Origin of the sequence: Pseudomonas sp. HY2-MNA-CIBAN-0224, from assembly GCF_040310285.1 — a bacterium.
In the GTDB taxonomy this organism is placed as follows: domain Bacteria; phylum Pseudomonadota; class Gammaproteobacteria; order Pseudomonadales; family Pseudomonadaceae; genus Aquipseudomonas; species Aquipseudomonas helleri.
Map to the genome: position 1 here is coordinate 22,024 of NZ_JBEOPQ010000040.1, position 17,931 is coordinate 39,954.

Here is a 17,931-nt window from a genome sequence, read left to right on the forward strand (position 1 = left end):
TGTAAATTTTGCGTAAAAAAATCGCGACCTCACTGAAAAGGGACGGCAGTATGCCGCCAGAATCACAAGGGCATATCGGCTTTTTATTAACATAACCGTATGCGCATCCTTTGATTGTCAGGGCAAAACGGAGCCCTGCTTTCGTGGCGCTGATTCAAGCGGCGTTCACCAGAAGTTTGGAAAGCTTGTTAGGATAGGATTCTTATATCTCGTTTTTACCATAGGAACAGCGGGGCTAACGGCCATTGCACGTTATAGCGTGCCACAACCAAGGAGGCTCTCATGGGCCGATCACCTGGCGATGATCTACCGGAAAAACCTCATCAAACCAGTGAGGATGGCATTCCTGCTCCTAGCGGAGCTGCCAATCTAATCGACACCGACTATGTCATCGGGCAAGACAATATCAAGGGCGAGTATTCGTTCTCCCTCGATATTCACGGCAAAGTCTTCATCATCTCATCCGCCACGATCTTGCTATTCGTGATTATGACGCTCGCACTTCAGAATGAGGTTGAGCCGCTGTTTAGCGCTATTCGAAATTGGTTAACTGGCAATCTCGCCTGGCTGTTCATGAGCATCGCGAACATATTTGTGGTGCTCTGCATCGCGCTAATTTTCTCCCCGCTGGGAAAGGTTCGCTTGGGAGGTAGAGATGCCAAACCAGACCATAGCTATGTGGGCTGGTTCTCCATGCTTTTCGCTGCGGGAATGGGCATCGGCTTGATGTTCTACGGCGTGGCCGAACCCATGTCGCATTATCAGGCATCCATGGGCGGTGTGACCCTCGATGCAAGTGGTGCGCGCACTGACTGGGCACCGTTAGGGGGAGCAGCGGGCGATGCTAAGGCATCCGCCGACTTGGCAATGGCTGCCACTATCTTCCACTGGGGGCTCCATCCTTGGGCGATATACGCAATTGTTGCTTTATCCCTAGCGCTGTTCTCTTACAACAAAGGCTTACCACTCTCTATACGGTCGATCTTCTATCCATTGCTAGGCGAGCGCGTCTGGGGATGGCCAGGACACATGATCGATATCTTGGCGGTGTTTGCCACCTTATTTGGACTGGCGACCTCCTTAGGGATAGGAGCAGAGCAGGCAGCAGCAGGGATTGAATACCTCTTCGGTATTAAGTCCACGAATCTAAGCAAGGTAGTGCTAATCGTTGGTATCACCTTAATCGCGCTCTGGTCGGTACTCGCTGGCTTGGACAAGGGCGTCAAGATGCTTTCTCAGATCAATATGGGCCTCGCATTGCTACTGCTGGTGTTCATCATTGTTGTTGGGCCCACCTTGGCGATCTTCACTGGGTTCTTTAAAAATCTGGTGACGTATGCTGAGTACCTTCCGGCACTTTCCAACCCTTTTGGACGCACTGACGCTGAATTCACTCAAGGCTGGACTGCATTTTACTGGGCATGGTGGATTAGCTGGTCTCCCTTTGTGGGGATGTTCATTGCCCGCGTCAGCCGTGGCCGAACGGTCAGAGAGTTCCTGATCTCGGTCTTGCTGGTTCCAACCGTGGTATCGGTATTGTGGATGACGACTTTTGGCGGGACTGCCATTGACCAGGCCACCGTACAAAACTTGGTTGGCGTCAAGGATGCTGTGTTGGAGCTGAAGCTGTTCGCGATGCTGGGAGAACTACCCCTCAAGGAAATTACTTCGTTCCTGGGCATTGTTCTCGTCATTGTGTTTTTTATCACCTCCTCGGACTCTGGTTCCCTGGTCATTGATACGATTACAGCAGGGGGCAAGGTCGATGCGCCTGTTCCGCAGCGTGTATTTTGGGCTGTCATAGAGGGAGTGATTGCCATTGCGCTACTGCTAGGCGGCGGTCTTGTGGCACTGCAGGCCATGGCGGTATCTACGGGCCTGCCTTTCGCACTCGTATTGGCGCTGGGTTGCGTATCCCTTGTTAAAGGACTGATGTCCGAGCCCCGCTAGCGGCTATACGGAAAGCGACTGCTGGAACCATGGAGATCTTCTGACAGATTGTTGAGGCTCCTGAGGAGCCTCCTATCCGAGGCATGTCGAGCGACCGCGCTCAGAGCGCAGAGCATCAGTCCCATAGCGCACCAATTGGTGTCTCAGGTGAATAGTGGGTAGCTATCTGCGCTTGTAGCAGCTCAGCGGTAGCGAGGGCATCGGTTAACGCATGATGCCCTTGATAGGCTGGAAGGTTATAGCGTGCGCGGCTGTCGGCCAAACGTATGGATGTTTGCGGGCGGCGCATGAGCCTAGCAATCCAACTTTGCTTTTGCCGATGCATCCTGGCCTCCAATTGCATAGTGTCCACAACTGGAAAACTCAGGCCTTCTCCGAGGTGCCTATGCAGTGCTGCATCAAGAAACTCACGCTCGATATTGCGGTAATGGACGACAATCACTTTGCCAGCCATCGCCTGCAGAAGTGGCTCCAGAACTTCAGGGAGCGAGGGAGCATTCAAAATCTCCGCGTGGGTAATGTGATGGAAGGTGACTGACTTTTCACTCAGTTCTGATGATGGGTTTAGCACCCAATACGCGGCGTTGCTGCAATAGATGCGCTTTAAGGTGAACGGCACCAAACCAATGCTGACAATACTGTCATCTTGGGCATTGAGCCCGGTTGTCTCCATATCCATCGCAAGAAATTGCACGCTTTCAATCAGGGTGTGTGGTGAGACGACGCCGGCCTGATAAAACGTACCCAAGCAAGAATTAGCCGCCTTCTGCTCCAATTCCCGAAACATGGCTGGCCAGTTCGGCGGGTAATCCGGTTCCACCTTAAACCCATTCATTTTGAGGTACGGCCCTTCGGCGGGTAGCGGAAGCGCAAAAAATTCTGGCCGTTACTCAAGACCTGGAAGGCCTCTTTGAGATTGTGTCGCTCGCTATTAGAGAAGCGTTCAGGCTCGACATAATTATTGGGCGTTTCTCCCTGCTCGAGCGCCTCTACCTGATGCCGGATCCGCACCATGGAGAGGAACTCCAGCGCATAGCGCAGGTGCTTAAGTGCTTCGGGCGGCATGATATTAGCGCTAGTGATTGCATCGATACGATCAAACGAGTTCTGCGCGGTACTGCCGCAAGCTAGCGAATGGATGCGAATGAGGTCAGTGAGCGGTGCGGTACCGCGACCTTTGAGATTGATGATTCTCTTCTGTTGCCCATCTGTCTCGACGACAAAGGTACGAAAGAATCCCAGGGGGGGTGTCCGGTTGAGCGCAATCCTTGCCATGGCGTTGAGAAATCCGGGATGTAGACTGGATTTTTGAGCACACAGGACTTTGAGTTCTTGCACCAGCGAGAGCTGACCAAATACTCCATCCAGATCGAAAAAGATGCAGCTGTTGAGTAAGGTTGTCGGGTTTGGCTTCTCGATCCACTGATCAAAATAGCTGCGCCAAACCTTCAAAGGCTGGCGCCATTGATCGTTCGTCGCCATGACGCCGCCCTTACAGTAGCTGTACCCACACGCGGCGAGGCCATCGCACACAAACGATGCAAGGCTACGGAAATATGCGTCATGCGAGGAGGGATCGAATCGATCATCAAGCACCAAGGCGTTATCTTGATCGCTTATCAGCAGTTGCTCATCGCGCGCCATGGAGCCCAGTACCATGAAGCAATAAGGTACTGGTGGAGGGCCAAGTTTTTTTTCCGCAAGCTCCAGCAGGCGTTGCGTGAAAGCCCTGCCGATTCCAGAGATAGCGCTGCCGATCATGTGCGCGGTCGCGCCATCTCGCACCATGCGGATGTACGTTCCTCGTAGGTCTCGTAAGAGCGACTTTAAGCCGTCAACTGACGTCTGGTTAGATATTCTGTTGACCAAGTACAAGCTACTATGGGACTCGTACCGAATAATATCTGACAGGTTAATTACGCCAATTGGGCGGCCCTGGTTGAGAACCGGCAGGTGATGGATATTGCGGCGTAGCATGACAAGCATGGCCTCAAAGCCTGAATCATCAGCATTTATGGTCACTGGTTCTGTAGTCATAACGGCGCTGATGGGCGTTTCGCCGGCATTCCTTCCGGCAGCGACGACCCGCGTGCGAAGATCTCTGTCGGTCACAATGCCCTGGGTGTCTCCTGCCTGCAGTCCCGCTGGCGACATGACCACGACACAAGCAACGCGTTGTTCTGTCATTAGCCTTGCAGCCTCGAGAACGGTGGTATCCGACGTAACCCACACTAACGAGCGTGACAGCAAGGCTCGGCATTTGAGCTGGATCAGTTCGCTCGACCGCCCTTGTGCCTCGACGGCAGACTTCAGCCTGGAGTGCCCTTCAGCTTCAACGAAATCCGCAAAGGCGTCATGCTGTGCGCATAGATCGGCAAAGACGTCGGCGGGGATGTAGTAAATCAGGCTGTCTTCAAGTGCTCTCGCAGGAAAGCGGACTTTGTTGCTGCGTAAAAGCCCTGCTTGGCCAAAGATATCGCCTTCGACAAGCCGGTTATAGAGTTCACCGTTGCGTCGATAAATCTCCACTGCTCCGCTGCGCACATAGTGCAAATCATGGATCACTGCACCCGCTTCCAGGATGTCGCTGCCAGCCTTGAAGTAACGCACATCAACTCGCCGTGCCATTGCATCTACCGTATCTCTTGGCAACTGATCAAACGGGGCGAATCGATAAAGATGGTCGCTGATCTCCTGCATCTCGGCTTGCATGGAACCTCGGTATGCTTGAAGGAAAAGATCGCCAAAAGGCGTACGTTGAAAGTTGCTAATCGCCCTAAAAGCCTATCAGATGCTTCCTATCGGATTATAAGATTTAGATATTCAAGTCGAGTGGGTGGTTAGCGATTGTTGCAAAACAAGCCTTTTAAAAGCTCTCGACGACGATGGGCTCACCCTCATCCAGCAGTAACATCACTTTGCTTTCTACCATATGGCACTTCGACCTCAGTGTTCTTGGTAGAGCGGACGCGAGCTTCAAAATAATGCCACAATGACATTAATAACGATGTTAAATCCGCACCACCTAATGGGCATGCCGATCTATGACTGACGCCGAGGAATGTCGTTTCCAATCCCATAAGCTGTTGCTGGAACTCGATGCAGCTACAACTATGTTAATGATGCTTGTCTCGGCGCGTCAGTCAGAAGGCTCAGAGTGGCTCCTCGCCGTCCGTCGCCATAAACTGGCTTACGAGGCGTGGGTAGAATTTCTTAGCGCGCCAGCGACTGATCCAATGTCGCTTTTGGATCGGAGGACGGCAGGAGGCCTGGGGACGTTGGCTGACAGCCAGTGCTGACACTCAAAAACGTGCTCTCTGACGAGCTTTGTCTTCAGACTCAACATATGAAAAGCGGAGAGGCGGGTCGCAATCGACACCAGTTCCCCTGTATGCTGTCTACGTTTCATACACCCTGAGCTACAGGAACATCCGCATGACTGTACTCCAAACGATCTACTGGCAGCCTACTCCGCCTTAGCGCTACGCCCCCTCGCAACACCCTGCTTCCGCTAGCCTCGCTCGCGGGTGCGCACTGCTGTACGCCTGGTTCTACACCTTAAGCACACAGCAAAAAATCCTCAAAATTTGAATTTGCATCGGTTCGCTCGCCATTCCTTTGGCGTGCGCGATGCTTTGCCTTGGATATTTATATGCTGCAAAAACTTAGACAAACGTGGTTTTCCAATGTCCGTGGCGACGTGCTTGCGGGGCTGGTGGTCGCACTCGCGCTGATCCCGGAAGCCATCGCCTTTTCCATCATCGCCGGCGTTGACCCAAAGGTCGGGCTTTACGCCTCCTTCTGTATCTGTACTGTTATCGCCTTTGTCGGTGGTCGTCCCGGCATGATCTCGGCTGCCACCGGCGCCATGGCACTGCTCATGGTCACTTTGGTTAAAGAGCACGGACTTCAGTATCTGCTTGCAGCCACATTGCTCTGTGGGGTACTCCAAATCCTCGCTGGCTACCTGAAGCTGGGATCACTGATGCGCTTTGTTTCACGCTCGGTAGTCACCGGTTTCGTAAACGCATTGGCGATCCTGATTTTCATGGCGCAGTTGCCGGAACTTACGAATGTCACCTGGCACGTCTATGCCATGACGGCAGTGGGCCTTGGGATCATCTACCTGTTCCCATACGTACCGAAGATCGGCAAGCTGATTCCGTCACCGTTGGTGTGCATCCTCACACTGACTGCCATCGCCATTTACCTCGGCTTGGATATCCGCACTGTAGGCGACATGGGCCAACTGCCTGACACGCTCCCGATCTTCCTCTGGCCTGAAGTTCCGCTGAATTTTGAAACCCTGCGGATCATTTTCCCGTACTCGGCTGCCTTGGCCGTAGTGGGTCTACTCGAGTCAATGATGACCGCGACCATCGTCGACGATCTGACCGATACCACCAGCAATAAAAACCGCGAGTGCAAAGGCCAGGGTGTGGCCAACATCGCTGCCGGCATGCTTGGCGGCATGGCAGGTTGCGCCATGATCGGCCAGTCGATCATCAACGTGAAATCTGGTGGCCGCACCCGTCTCTCGACATTGTGTGCCGGCGTTTTCCTGCTGCTGATGGTGGTATTTCTTGGCGAATGGCTCTCCAAAATCCCTATGGCGGCACTCGTGGCTGTGATGATCATGGTGTCCATCGGCACCTTTAGCTGGGATTCTTTGCGTAATCTGAAAGAGCATCCGCTGTCGACCAACCTCGTGATGGTGGCGACCGTCGTGGTCGTCGTAGCCACTCACAACCTAGCCTATGGCGTACTGGTAGGTGTGTTGCTGGCTTCGCTGTTCTTTGCCAATAAAGTTGGGCACTACCTAGATATCAAGAGCACTCTGGAAGAGACGGAATCGCATCGGACTTACCACGTCGTGGGCCAAGTGTTCTTTAGCTCTGCGGACAAGTTCACTGAAGTTTTTGACTTCAAGGAAGCTCTCAACAAAGTCACCATCGATCTCACACAGGCGCATTTCTGGGATATCACCGCCGTCGCAGCACTGGATAAGGTCGTGATCAAGTTCCGCCGTGAAGGCGCGGAGGTTGAAGTGCTCGGTCTCAATGAAGCCAGCGCAACAATCGTTGACCGCTTCGGCGTGCATGACAAACCCGGTGCCATCGACAAGCTCATGAGCCACTAAGGAGAACGACAATGACCCACGTAATGGCATGCATTGATAACTCACAATCCTCATTGGCGGTCTGCGATTACGCAGCATGGGCCTCGCAGCGACTCAGCGCCCCCCTGACCTTGCTTCATGTGCTGGATAAGGAGAAATATCCTGCATCCGCTGACCTCAGCGGCAATATCGGTCTCGGTAGCAGAGAACATCTACTGGAAGAGTTGGCCACGCTGGATGCGCAGCGTGCGAAACTGGCCTTGGAGCATGGTCAGCACATGCTTGAAAAAGCTCGCGAGCGAACAATCATCTCTGGCGCCATGTCACCTGATCTGAAGCAGCGCCATGGACATCTAGTCGAGAGCCTGAGCGATCTCCAAAACGATATTCGATTACTGGTGATCGGAAGAGTCGGAGAGGACAGCACGCGCAGTGCCCAAAGTCTTGGCAGCCAGATTGAAGCGGTAGTCCGAACTATCCACCGCCCCATCCTGATTACAACCAGCCATTTCAGGAAACCTGAAACGATCATGGTGGCATTCGACGGTAGCGCTACAGGCCACAAGACCGTGCAGATGCTTGCTTCAAGCCCGCTGTGCGAAGGCCTGCCGATTCATATCGTCATGGTTGGTACGGACTCTGAAGAAAACCAGAATGAGTTGGAGAAAGCACGAATCACACTTTCCTCTTCTGGCCTGCTAGTGCATGTCGAGATCCGCCCAGGCGAAGTGGAGTCGGCACTTCATGCATATCAGGCAGAGCACGGCATTGACCTCCTGGTTATGGGGGCGTACGGGCACTCACGCATCAGGCAGTTTCTGGTGGGCAGCACGACCACGACGATGCTGCGAACATCCACTTTACCCGTATTGCTGCTTCGCTGAGCCGGTTCCACTGGCCACAGTATTTCCAGAGCTGCGGAAATACCGTGGCCACCCAGGACGATGACTAACTGATCTTGCCGTAACGAGACCACATGCAACTCATAACTGAAATTGTTCACCCCGATCTGAAATCCAAACAGGGCAGAGTATTCCGTCGACATGCAGCACGCGGCATCGTGATGCGGAATGAACAGATCCTGTTGCTGTTCACCGAGCGCTATAACGACTTCAGCTTTCCTGGAGGCGGCCTTGATGGTGACGAGGACATTGTCACAGGCTTGAAGCGTGAGCTTGAGGAAGAGACTGGTGCCCGTGAAATACAGGTGCTCCAGCACTACGGTTACATCGAGGAGTACCGGCCCTACTGGAAGCCGCAGTACGATCTGATGCACATGACCTCGCATTTTTATCAATGCGAAGTAGCGCCCCAGCTAGAGCCCGTAAGAATGGAAAACCACGAAATCGCTAATGGAATGCGGCCCGTCTGGATCAACCTGTATGAGGCAATATCGCACAACGAAGCCGTGATGCAGCGTCAGGAGTTATCGATGGGGCAGTCAATTCAGCGCGAAACGTTCATGCTGAAAAAAGTCGCGTCCGAGTTGATGCCGCCAATCAGCCTTTGAGGGGATATTTCAGCAACTTGTGGCGTAAAGCACGATGACCTCGCTTCGCGAGACGATGTTCCGGCCACAGGATTTCTGTCAGGGAGAAACTCCGTGGCCGGCTCGCTTACGCTTATTTAGAAACCGTGGCGGCGACAATGGCGGGCGCAGCGCTGCGTCGCAAAATCAGGACTCCACCGATTGCAGCCAGGGTCGAACCAATCAACACGCCGACTTTTACCTCATCGATCAGGTGAGCTGATCCAGCAAACGCCAGGTTTCCGATGAACAGGCTCATGGTGAAGCCGATGCCACACAAGAGCGCAACGCCGTAAAGCTGTGCCCAATTGCTGCCTTCCGGCAGTTTGGCCAAGCCCATACGAATGGCCAGAGCAGCCAATAGGAAGATGCCAATCTGCTTGCCCACCAACAAGCCGAGCGCAACACCCAGCGGAACCGGATCGACTAGGTTTTCCATCGAAATACCGGCCAATGAAACACCCGCATTGGCGAAGCCAAAAATCGGCACCACAGCGAACGCTACCCACATATGCAGCTTTTCTTCTAGGAACAGCAGTGGAGACCGGGCTTCCTCTTCAGGCTTACCCATTGGAACGCACAGCGCTACAGCGACACCCGCAAGGGTGGCGTGCACTCCCGATTGCAGCACGAAGAACCACAGCACACCACCTACCAGCAGATACGGGAACAATCGTCTGACGCCCAATCGATTCATTGCGATCAGAATGGCCAAGGTTGCAAGCGATGCCAGCAACATCGGCATGGAAAGACCAGAGGTGTAGAAAAAGGCAATGATGACTACAGCACCCAGGTCGTCAATGATCGCCAAGGCGGCGAGGAAGACCTTCAGCGACGTAGGGACTCGCCTCCCCAGCAACGACAAGACGCCCAAGGCGAATGCGATGTCGGTAGCGGCTGGGATAGCCCACCCCTTCAAAGTCTCAGAATTACCCCAGTTGATTGCGATGTAGATCAGCGCAGGCACAACCATGCCACCTAAAGCACCAAACCCCGGCAGGGCGCGCTGGCCCCAAGTAGAAAGCCCACCTGCCAGAACCTCTCTTTTGATCTCTAGGCCGACCATCAGGAAGAAGATGGCCATGAGGCCATCATTGACCCAATGCTCCACAGACATGCCCAACCAGACACTGTGCAAGGCGGCAAAATAACCTTGCGAGAGAGGCGAGTTCGCCACGATTAGGGCCGCGAGTGCTGCGCCCATCAGTACAAGACCGCCAGCGGATTCCGACGATAGGAAGCGAGCCAGAATCGCGGCTGCTCTAGGGGTTTCTGCGGGAGCTCTACTATGAGTCATCAGTGTCCTTGCGCTTTGATCCAAAGCGATTATTTTAACATCCGAGGTTTACCAGCGCGGCAGGGCACATAGCCTGTAACGATTTACACCGAGCCTTAATCAGCCTTCAGTGTGTTCCCAGGCACGGGCTCGCTCATGAAACGTAGGAGCGCGCTCCAAGCACATAGCCTCACTAGGCGAGCGAGCATCGATCCTTCTTTACAGGCGTGTGGCTCCTCGGATATTTGATGATTGGAGCAACTTAGGCCCAGCATAAATGCACGCACCTCAGCGCGATCCTATGACAGTGGCATTTGAATCTGGAGTAAGCCTATTTGGGGATATACGCAGCTACCGACTTGCGAATCTCTTCCCGCGCTTCATCGGCGCTGCCCCAGCGGCCCATCTTCACCCACTTACCCGGTTCCAATGCTTTGTAGTTTTCGAAGAAGTGCTGGATCTGGGCGAGGAGTAACGCAGGGAGGTCTGAGCACTCCTTTACGTCGATGTACATGGAGCTGAGTTTTTCATGAGGCACTGCGATCACCTTGGCATCGGCTCCGGCTTCGTCAGTCATGTACATCACACCAACCGGGCGACTGCGGATGACAACTCCAGGTGAGACGGGATATGGACAAACCACCAGGACGTCCAGCGGATCGCCATCGTCGCTCAGCGTGTTCGGGATAAACCCGTAGTTGGCCGGATAGAACATCGGTGTACTGAGGAAGCGGTCAACGAAAATTTGTCCGCTCGACTTGTCCACCTCGTACTTGATCGGCGAGTGGTTTGCAGGAATCTCGATAACGGTGAAAAAGTCATCGGGGATGGCGTTGCCAGCTGGGATGTCCGCGTAGCTCATGTTCATAGCTCCGAAGTTGTGGAGGGTGTTGAGCTGGAGGGCGTTTTTCCAAGGGTGCCCATCTCGACTGGCGTCTTCGTGAAAAATACCGATATTTCCTCAGAGTCCAATCGTTTGAACAATCGTTCTGCCTCATCTTCCGTGATGGCCAAGCGAATCTCCGTGGGTTGATCCGCCAGCTCAAAAAAGTGCGATGAATGCAGTTTTCCTGTGTGCCCAAACCCTTCGATTCCGGTGCAGAGCGTGGCGCCTCGCAACCCCATTTCTTTAGCCACGTCGACGATCCATTCGCCTAGCATCTTTCCCTGATAACGACGGTTTTGTTGGGTGAAGAAAACGACCATATAGCCTTTCATTTCTATCTCCTCAGCGAGTACCAATCATTTGGTAGGACAGAAGCCCGGCAGCGGTCATCGCTAACGAGCCTAAGACATGCAACGAAATTGAGCCGAGCGCCCAAACCAGTCTACCCTCCTGAATCAAGGCAACCGTTTCGGCTGAAAATGTAGAGAAGGTGGTAAGCCCACCACAGAAACCCGTGATGATAAGGAGACGCCACTCTGGACTGAGGGTGGGAGAAGCGGCCAAGAAGGCGATGGCCAGGCCGATGATGTAGCCCCCAACCATGTTCGCGACCACAGTACCTGGCGGGATCGTCGGGAAAAGAGCATTCAGCTTCATGCCCAACAGCCAGCGCAACCAGGCTCCAAGTGAAGCGCCAACGGCAATGACGAATAATGACTTCAGCACGCAGAGTCCTCCTCATCAGATCTGAGTGGACTAACTGGCAAGCAGCTCGCGCTGAAGGAAAAGGGAAACTCGAAGAATAAGATCATAGCCTGTCCTTAATTGGAGGACAGGGAGACACACCTACGCACCCTGTCCAGGGTTCACGTAGGCATCATCAGCTCTAAGGCGGTTAAAGGAGGAATGCCATCTCCTGTTCTGATCCTATAGCATCAGCGCCAATGGCATCAAGAGCAGCTACACGCGAGCGATCTGAAGGCCCCTTCGGCCAGGCAAGCTGGTTGATCAATGATCCAGGCAGGGGTCGCCCCTTCGCCCAACCAGATTAGTTGGCGCGTCTACATCGATTTAACCGATACCACTTCCACATACTTGTACTTTTTCCTAGCAGCCTTCACAGCCTCCTGCTCAGCAAGCAACGAGCTCAACGTGTCGGCCTCGTGGATAAACTCATGCATCTTCCCCTCGAATTCGTTTCCAACCCGAAGCGTGACCTTCAGCCTAGGCGTAAATGCTTTTGCCACTTTCTTCTTCGCTGCTGGAGCGACCAGCGGTTTGGCGAGCACAACTTCTTCCACGGGCTCCGGCACTAGCGGCGTAGAAACTTGCTCCTCTGGCTGAGGTGTGCCGAAAAGGGCATGACGCATTTCTTCTTCAGTTAAATCAGAGCTCATAGAACATCTCAAAAGGACGCATTTCGCTGGGCAAGTTTTAATAGGATTGTTGCTGACTGGTATTCGTGGAGCCTGTGCGGACGTCAAATCCCCAGTTCGATTTCAAGACAAGAGCCTCTCAAGGCTTGCGAAAGCTTCACCTTTGGCAGCAGTGTAATGAGCCCATCAACTAAGTTGCTAGCGTGACGAGCGTACAGCGTGACTGTGCCTGCATCAGGCGTTCGACCTGGCACGATGGCACCTACCCGCTGCTGGGCAATTTTCAGTATGCTCAAGACTTCCTGACTCACCTCATTGGTGGACAGGTGTTCAACCAATGGTCTGGGTGGAGGGGCGGCGCGGCTCCACATTTCTATGACCGCTTGGAGGAGTCCGTCTGAGCCAAGATGCTCGAGGGCCATTTCCCATAGCTGCCCCTCCTGCGCCATATCCAAGCGAGCCCTAGTCATTACGGAGTTCTAACAAGGTGAGGGTCTTTCTTGATTGTGAGTTTACCAAGCTCTCAGCGGCTGCGAAGCTGATATCACTCGCACTGGTGGCTGAGGATGGGCGCGAATTCTACGTGGAATTGCTCGATGCTTGGAAAGAAGAAGACTGCAGTGATTTCGTAAAGGAAATCGTGCTTCCGCAGCTGTGGGGTGGGAGCTACGCATTGCCCATTGTTGAAGCCAGGATGTCGCTGCTCAGGTTTCTGACGTCGTTCAAAAAGGAGGTCGAGATCGTCACTGATGCCCCTCAGTACGATTGGGAGCTTTTTTGCGACCTGGTATATGAGGGCGGACGATGGCCCAGAATCGTTCGTAATTTCCCTACTGACGCAACGACCCTTTCTCCGACTAGCGAGGGTGAAGAGCTGCCTCACCACGCGTTGCTCGACGCTAGGATTATCGCCGGCATGTTTGCATCCGTGAGCCGAGGGAATCCCGATGGAGCTTGGGCGGGTTAGACGGAGCTATGCCTCTTGCTGATTCGCTGGACTTTTTTGATCTCTGATCACAACAGATCTCGTACAGACCACAAAAAAGTAAGCTTAAAAACTCGGCTTTGTTGGCAAAAACGAGCCGGGGCCTGCGGCCCCAAATTGACGAGCAGGTTACAAGGTGCGGAGGGGCACCCCTAAGCGATGGTATCTGCTTGGGAGTGAGCTAAAAAAGCTATCAGATCGAAAGGATCAAATGAAAAAAGCGACCAGCAAACCAGCCTGATTTCCAAAGTGAAAAACAGGTAGGCACAGGCAACGCTGCTTTTCTTTTGAGTTCAAAATATACATCTCCGATTTTGAAAAACGGATTCAAGGGCGAGCATTTTATATGGTCGCAAAACCGACACAAATGTCGCCTGAATATAAATATTCCACATACTCAACCGGTGCAGCCGACCAGCCAGAGCAATCAGTGCGCGGAGCTCCCGACTTGGGCTGGAGTGTCTGCCCTCCCTGGAGCGTGGCATCCAGTTAAGGCACTTATATATGATTGGGACGCAAGCCAGTCAGCCTGCAGTCTTCGAGCCACCGCTGCCGTCATGAGTCGCGCACAGTGTGCTTACCCATGCACCGCCGAGCTGCTTTCCAGGCGCTCCGCAGTATGAGCAGGTTTTCGTCGAAAGTTGGATCGCTACGTCTACTGCGCCCCTGCAGTAGGCATCGCCCCCGTCATAGAAAAAATGCAGCTCTCCAAATTTGGATTTGATCTGCGCGACGGTTAAAGGGGTGACCTCTGGATGTCGCCTCAGGTAGACCTGAAGAATATCGCAGAGAGCAATTAGGAGGTTCCTCCACCCATGATCGCAATAAATCTCGTCAACTGCTGGGTCTACATATGCGAGTAGCGCTCTCGAAACTCCTCAATGTCGATCTCAGGCAGGGACTCGGTGTGCTGATCCATAGTGTCCGGACTCATCAGTGGTTGAAAGCCGCCGGATGAGCTTAGCAATGAAGATCGCAAGCCGAGCGCGCCAGCTTTAGATGGGCGAGAGGCCTGAGGGTGAAAGCCCGCCAGGGCCAAAATCCGGCTCGTCCAGGGCTTGGTTCACGACACCCTTCCCCGAAGGCGGGGCAAGCCCAAAACAAGGATCAAGATGCTACTGGAGGCGATCAGGCGTTGGCATATATCTGTCGCCCGCAATACGCATGAACTCTCGCAGGCTACGCCGTCCAACATCACGCCTGAACGTCGCAATGACGTACTTGGAGTTGACAGTGGTGAGTACCCAGAACCTACCTTCCTTCTTCACAGATTGAATATCCGACGTCCGGATCAGACGGCCATCCGCAAGTCGCTGATGTGGCCCAGGGCAAAGGTGACCAAAGACGACGCCGACTGCACTGCACGAGTGGATATGTACGTTCACGAGATAAGCGGTGATCAGGCCTTCGTAGTCTTGGTTCACAGCCCTAGCAATGCGAAGAAGGTCAAAGTCTGAGTAGCGCTTCACGTGCAAATCGACCGCGACGGTGTTGATCTCTGACATGGTTACACAGTCCCAAATACGGAAGGTTCTTGGGTGGTTGCAACACTGCGGCGATACAGCTCCTTCAACCCAACGAGGGAGTCAATATCGAGGTCACGCTGGTGAGTATTGACGTACACATCACCACTCTCGACCTGCAGAACGCAGATCGGCACTTCCACCTGATTGAACCCCATGGACAAGGAGGTCAGCTTTTCCATTTTCCAGCTCGAACCTTTGTTCATCCAGGCTGGGGTGACGACCTGGACTTCCTTAATGACCATGCTTTCGTCTTGGGAGATCAGTAGCTCCACGAGGCGAGGCTCATCGCTGACCATCTCCTCATAAGCCATGAATCTTTCATCGTGCCGGCGCTTGAGACTGACGTGATACCAATGCGTTGCGAGAGATCGTGACACGGCGTGAAAATGAGCGAGACCGTCCCCAAACATTCCCACCGGGCCAGCCTGGTCTTGCATGCTAATCCTGAACATCATGTATCTCGTTTGAAGCAGGCCCGCTCAGCGCACCTGCAATTAACATAAGCCGAATATTGTCTTCAGCGAGGCCTTCATCTCGCGTCCCTGACCCACCAGCACATAGATCGTGTTTCGCGTCTCGAACAGGCAAACACCATCGAATGATTTGCATAGGGTCGAGCGCACCCACCCTCCAGGTGGGAACCGTCCGTGCCCGTCGTAGATGACGCAATGCGAGTACATGAACATCGGCTCAAGGCCTGTTGCACGAACTCGGGCAAGCGACTCAGCAGGTTCGTCCACGTGGAGGATGAGCCAATCTTCGACTGTGCAGTACGCCTTGCGGGGAAAGCGCTCAGCCACTAATGCCTCTATCTCGGCAGGCGACAGCGACGTGCCAGCTGAGGAAGCCTGGCCATCCTGCAGCAGTTCGTGCTCAGGATAATTTCCCATAAATTGATGATCCTCATGGCGATGAGAAGAATTCAGAGCGAGTCACGGGGGGTAGCCCCCCCATGGCAAATCGAGAATTCCCACGACAATGACTATATACATTTGAGTGGGAACGATCAAACCCGGCATACCGTCTTCTTTTTGAAGAGGACTGCCTGGATGTCTTTGCGCAAGGCATACGCAGCAACGTTGCAGTGGCTAAGAATTAGGCGGGGCTTATCGCAAGCAGACCTCCAAACCCAAACCGATCAGGGTCACATCAGCCGCTTGGAGGCATCGACGGTGTCAGCCAGCGTCGACCTTAGCGCCGATCTAGCTCAGGCACTGGGTGTAACACCACTGTCGTTTCTCACGCTTGTGGCTGCCGCCCATGATGGCAAGACTGCACGCGCGGCCTTGAAGGACACGCTCGCAGAATTGGAAAAGCTGGGGGTTTTAGACGAGGTGCTTCCTGACGAACCTCAAAAGCTCACTCCACCCAGAAAGATTACTGCGGAAGAAAAGCTCAAGGCGATTCGCGAGCTGAGAGCGGCGGGGCTTACCCAAATGGAGGTTTCCCGGAAGCTGGGGTTGCCGACAAGCACCGTTGGGCGACTGTGGCACGTAGATGGTTAGCCACAAGATTAGCGCCTGCTACGTGGCTTAGGCTGAGGGTATTTACGCTCGGCTTGGTCACATCGGAAACAGGTCGATGGCTGAGATACTGGTCAAAGCCCGGTGAGGATGATACTGCTCTCTCGGCGTCAGCTTCTTCGATGTGTGCGCTTGAAGATGGGCTTCAACGACACCGTTGACCGACAGGAAAAATAGCTCTAGAGCGCTGATCGCAGTTCCTTGCTGATCCAGGTAGAAATACGACATGTACCCTGCGCCGTCCCTATCGTGAATGACGTATTCCTTCCTCAGTTGGTACGAGGAGTCAAGACCGATGATTTCATCCGGCAACACCTGATAAGTGTCATGGTCGAATTCTTTGTGATGTCCTGGATGCGGATAGGAATGGAACCATGCGTTGATCCTACCCAATGTAGGCGCGTTGAACATGAAAAGGTAGGTGCGAAACTTCCAGCTGAAAGCCTCGAATGATTGGAAATATCTGATCACATCGTTAAACCCTTTCTTGTTGATTGAGGTTTTCACCTCGATCACCGCAAGCACGGCCTCAGTGGGGACGACGACCAACTGGCCCGCTCGGTAAAAAGGCGCGAATCGGTGCGAATCGTAAATGATGATGTCGCACTGCTTTGACAGCCAACCATCGGGGCTGATGATGAAGCCCTCCTCAACACTTACCCCGCGAGGTAGGTGCTCCTGGAGGAATTCTCGCAGCACCGCTTCAGCCAAGGCGCCGGTCGTGGGGTTGTGTTTGGTGATGTAGACCTTTGCTTGCTGAATCTTGCTGTGGAGCTGCTGGGTCAAATGATCGAAGTATTTGCTCAAAACGGAAAACATCCTGTGGTCGCGCTGGAAGCGTCTGGAATACCAATCATGAAACGACACTCCGGCGCGGCTCAGTACGTCCTGAAACTCGCTCAGGGGGCAATCCGAAGCAGGAATATCGATGTGCCTTGCGTCTGTATGCGATCCCGCCGTGGCTAACCTATCCGAATGCAGCACCAACAGGGCACCGGGAAAGATCACGAGCAAAGAAATAGTCTGTACTGGCTTCAATAGCAGCTTCGTTGATCCACGCCACCTCCCCAATGGACAGCAGCTCAACGGCGGCAACAGGCTTAGTAGGCCCGTACCACAGGCATGCCGTAGGACTGAGGGGCAACATTGACATACGCTTAGCATTGTCCGGCACGATGAACTCCCCCTCCATGGCACGCAGGATATTCCAGTTTGAGTCTCCCATAGCCTTCGCTGCTTGGGCTACATGCAGCCTGATACTCGGACTAGCCAAGAATCTGCCGGCTATCTTGAAGTCGCCTTGGATGGTGCTGATGCCTTCTTTTTCCAGCTGCTCTTGCTCATCCTTGGTGTACACACGTGACAGTCCGAGAAAATTCTCCATGTAAATGGACTGATCCTCAACCCTGTCCTGCTTGTGAATTGCGCGAATATTCCACAGACAATAGAACTCATTGATGACTGTTAAGTCGGCCTCTTTGAACGACACTAGGTCATCATCAAGAATCCGACCAGCAAGAGCCTGAAAGTCGTCTTCGACCTTTTTCATGAAACCCGATTCCGCCTGCTGATCCCAAGCCCTTTCAGCACAGAAAATCTCATTAGACGGCTTCGCCTGGATGACCCTGTCTAGGGATTTGAGGAACAGCTCAACGTTGCCTTTCTGCCCAGCGAAACGGGCAATGCTTGTTTTGGGGAATGTGTGCTGCTTGACAGTAAGGCGATGGGGATTGCCCTTCTGAGTAGGTTCGTAGGTCACGAC

At 53.6% G+C, this 17,931-nt stretch carries 18 protein-coding genes and 1 riboswitch; of the genes, 6 read left to right on the top strand and 12 right to left on the bottom strand.

Annotation, left to right across the window (positions count from 1 at the left end; genetic code table 11):
• The first annotated feature begins 282 nt into the window (after positions 1 to 282).
• Positions 283 to 1,950: a BCCT family transporter gene (locus AAEZ03_RS17385; protein ID WP_106115702.1), complete on the top strand. Its 1,668-nt coding sequence runs from the start codon at positions 283 to 285 to the stop codon at positions 1,948 to 1,950.
• A 115-nt stretch (positions 1,951 to 2,065) separates the two neighbouring features.
• Here AAEZ03_RS17385 and AAEZ03_RS17390 read toward each other — a convergent pair whose 3' ends face one another.
• Both AAEZ03_RS17390 and AAEZ03_RS17395 read right to left on the bottom strand, forming a co-directional pair.
• Complete coding sequence (locus tag AAEZ03_RS17390) at positions 2,066 to 2,785, bottom strand: 3'-5' exonuclease (protein ID WP_096143189.1); 720 nt, start codon at positions 2,783 to 2,785, stop codon at positions 2,066 to 2,068.
• Entirely contained in the window at positions 2,782 to 4,662 is a 1,881-nt protein-coding gene (locus AAEZ03_RS17395) for a DUF294 nucleotidyltransferase-like domain-containing protein (RefSeq protein ID WP_096143188.1), read from the bottom strand. Before AAEZ03_RS17395 ends, AAEZ03_RS17390 begins: the two co-directional genes overlap by 4 nt.
• 940 nt (positions 4,663 to 5,602) lie before the next feature.
• Here AAEZ03_RS17395 and AAEZ03_RS17400 point away from each other — a divergent pair.
• The 3 genes from AAEZ03_RS17400 to AAEZ03_RS17410 all read left to right on the top strand — a co-directional run bounded on the left by AAEZ03_RS17400 (position 5,603) and on the right by AAEZ03_RS17410 (position 8,579).
• Positions 5,603 to 7,090 (top strand): SulP family inorganic anion transporter, encoded by a 1,488-nt coding sequence (locus AAEZ03_RS17400; RefSeq protein WP_096143187.1) that lies wholly within the window; start codon positions 5,603 to 5,605, stop codon positions 7,088 to 7,090.
• Between the two features lie 11 nt (positions 7,091 to 7,101).
• Positions 7,102 to 7,953, top strand: coding sequence for a universal stress protein (locus AAEZ03_RS17405; protein WP_106115701.1), 852 nt, complete (start codon positions 7,102 to 7,104; stop codon positions 7,951 to 7,953).
• A 92-nt stretch (positions 7,954 to 8,045) separates the two neighbouring features.
• Entirely contained in the window at positions 8,046 to 8,579 is a 534-nt protein-coding gene (locus AAEZ03_RS17410; protein WP_106115700.1) for an NUDIX hydrolase, read from the top strand.
• Positions 8,580 to 8,691: 112 nt separating this feature from the next.
• Here the strand turns inward: AAEZ03_RS17410 and nhaA are convergent, their stop codons facing one another.
• The 5 genes from nhaA to AAEZ03_RS17435 form a co-directional block, all read right to left on the bottom strand.
• On the bottom strand, positions 8,692 to 9,894 hold the full coding sequence (gene nhaA / locus AAEZ03_RS17415; protein ID WP_106115699.1) for a Na+/H+ antiporter NhaA: 1,203 nt from the start codon (positions 9,892 to 9,894) through the stop codon (positions 8,692 to 8,694).
• Between the two features lie 310 nt (positions 9,895 to 10,204).
• A complete protein-coding gene (gene ppa / locus AAEZ03_RS17420; RefSeq protein ID WP_096143185.1) occupies positions 10,205 to 10,735 on the bottom strand; it encodes an inorganic diphosphatase in 531 nt (176 codons plus the stop codon).
• A 2-nt stretch (positions 10,736 to 10,737) separates the two neighbouring features.
• Entirely contained in the window at positions 10,738 to 11,091 is a 354-nt protein-coding gene (locus AAEZ03_RS17425; RefSeq protein WP_096143184.1) for a DUF190 domain-containing protein, read from the bottom strand.
• A gap of 10 nt (positions 11,092 to 11,101) precedes the next feature.
• Positions 11,102 to 11,485, bottom strand: a complete 384-nt coding sequence (gene crcB, locus AAEZ03_RS17430) for a fluoride efflux transporter CrcB (RefSeq protein ID WP_096143183.1) — start codon at positions 11,483 to 11,485, stop codon at positions 11,102 to 11,104.
• A gap of 138 nt (positions 11,486 to 11,623) precedes the next feature.
• A riboswitch (Fluoride riboswitch) is annotated at positions 11,624 to 11,685 on the bottom strand.
• 135 nt (positions 11,686 to 11,820) lie between these two features.
• A complete protein-coding gene (locus AAEZ03_RS17435; RefSeq protein ID WP_096143182.1) occupies positions 11,821 to 12,156 on the bottom strand; it encodes a hypothetical protein in 336 nt (111 codons plus the stop codon).
• A 466-nt stretch (positions 12,157 to 12,622) separates the two neighbouring features.
• On the opposite strand from AAEZ03_RS17435, the gene AAEZ03_RS17440 reads away from it, so the two are divergent.
• Positions 12,623 to 13,102, top strand: a complete 480-nt coding sequence (locus AAEZ03_RS17440; protein WP_106115698.1) for a 3'-5' exonuclease family protein — start codon at positions 12,623 to 12,625, stop codon at positions 13,100 to 13,102.
• Positions 13,103 to 14,235: 1,133 nt separating this feature from the next.
• Here the strand turns inward: AAEZ03_RS17440 and AAEZ03_RS17445 are convergent.
• Genes AAEZ03_RS17445 through AAEZ03_RS17455 form a run of 3 tightly spaced genes read right to left on the bottom strand, consistent with a single transcriptional unit; the run spans position 14,236 to position 15,536 of the window.
• Complete coding sequence (locus AAEZ03_RS17445; RefSeq protein ID WP_105753638.1) at positions 14,236 to 14,625, bottom strand: hypothetical protein; 390 nt, start codon at positions 14,623 to 14,625, stop codon at positions 14,236 to 14,238.
• A 2-nt stretch (positions 14,626 to 14,627) separates the two neighbouring features.
• Positions 14,628 to 15,098, bottom strand: a complete 471-nt coding sequence (locus tag AAEZ03_RS17450; RefSeq protein WP_105753637.1) for a hypothetical protein — start codon at positions 15,096 to 15,098, stop codon at positions 14,628 to 14,630.
• A 42-nt stretch (positions 15,099 to 15,140) separates the two neighbouring features.
• Positions 15,141 to 15,536: a DUF6957 family protein gene (locus tag AAEZ03_RS17455; RefSeq protein WP_106115697.1), complete on the bottom strand. Its 396-nt coding sequence runs from the start codon at positions 15,534 to 15,536 to the stop codon at positions 15,141 to 15,143.
• A 159-nt stretch (positions 15,537 to 15,695) separates the two neighbouring features.
• On the opposite strand from AAEZ03_RS17455, the gene AAEZ03_RS17460 reads away from it, so the two are divergent.
• Positions 15,696 to 16,151, top strand: a complete 456-nt coding sequence (locus tag AAEZ03_RS17460) for a helix-turn-helix transcriptional regulator (RefSeq protein WP_106115712.1) — start codon at positions 15,696 to 15,698, stop codon at positions 16,149 to 16,151.
• A 57-nt stretch (positions 16,152 to 16,208) separates the two neighbouring features.
• On the opposite strand, the gene AAEZ03_RS17465 is transcribed toward AAEZ03_RS17460, so the two are convergent.
• Both AAEZ03_RS17465 and AAEZ03_RS17470 read right to left on the bottom strand, forming a co-directional pair.
• Complete coding sequence (locus AAEZ03_RS17465) at positions 16,209 to 17,207, bottom strand: DUF6602 domain-containing protein (protein ID WP_178110585.1); 999 nt, start codon at positions 17,205 to 17,207, stop codon at positions 16,209 to 16,211.
• Positions 17,137 to 17,928 carry a DUF4238 domain-containing protein gene (locus AAEZ03_RS17470; protein ID WP_106115696.1) on the bottom strand — a complete coding sequence of 264 codons (792 nt, stop codon included), beginning with the start codon at positions 17,926 to 17,928 and terminating at the stop codon, positions 17,137 to 17,139. Before AAEZ03_RS17470 ends, AAEZ03_RS17465 begins: the two co-directional genes overlap by 71 nt.
• Between the last annotated feature and the right edge of the window lie 3 nt (positions 17,929 to 17,931).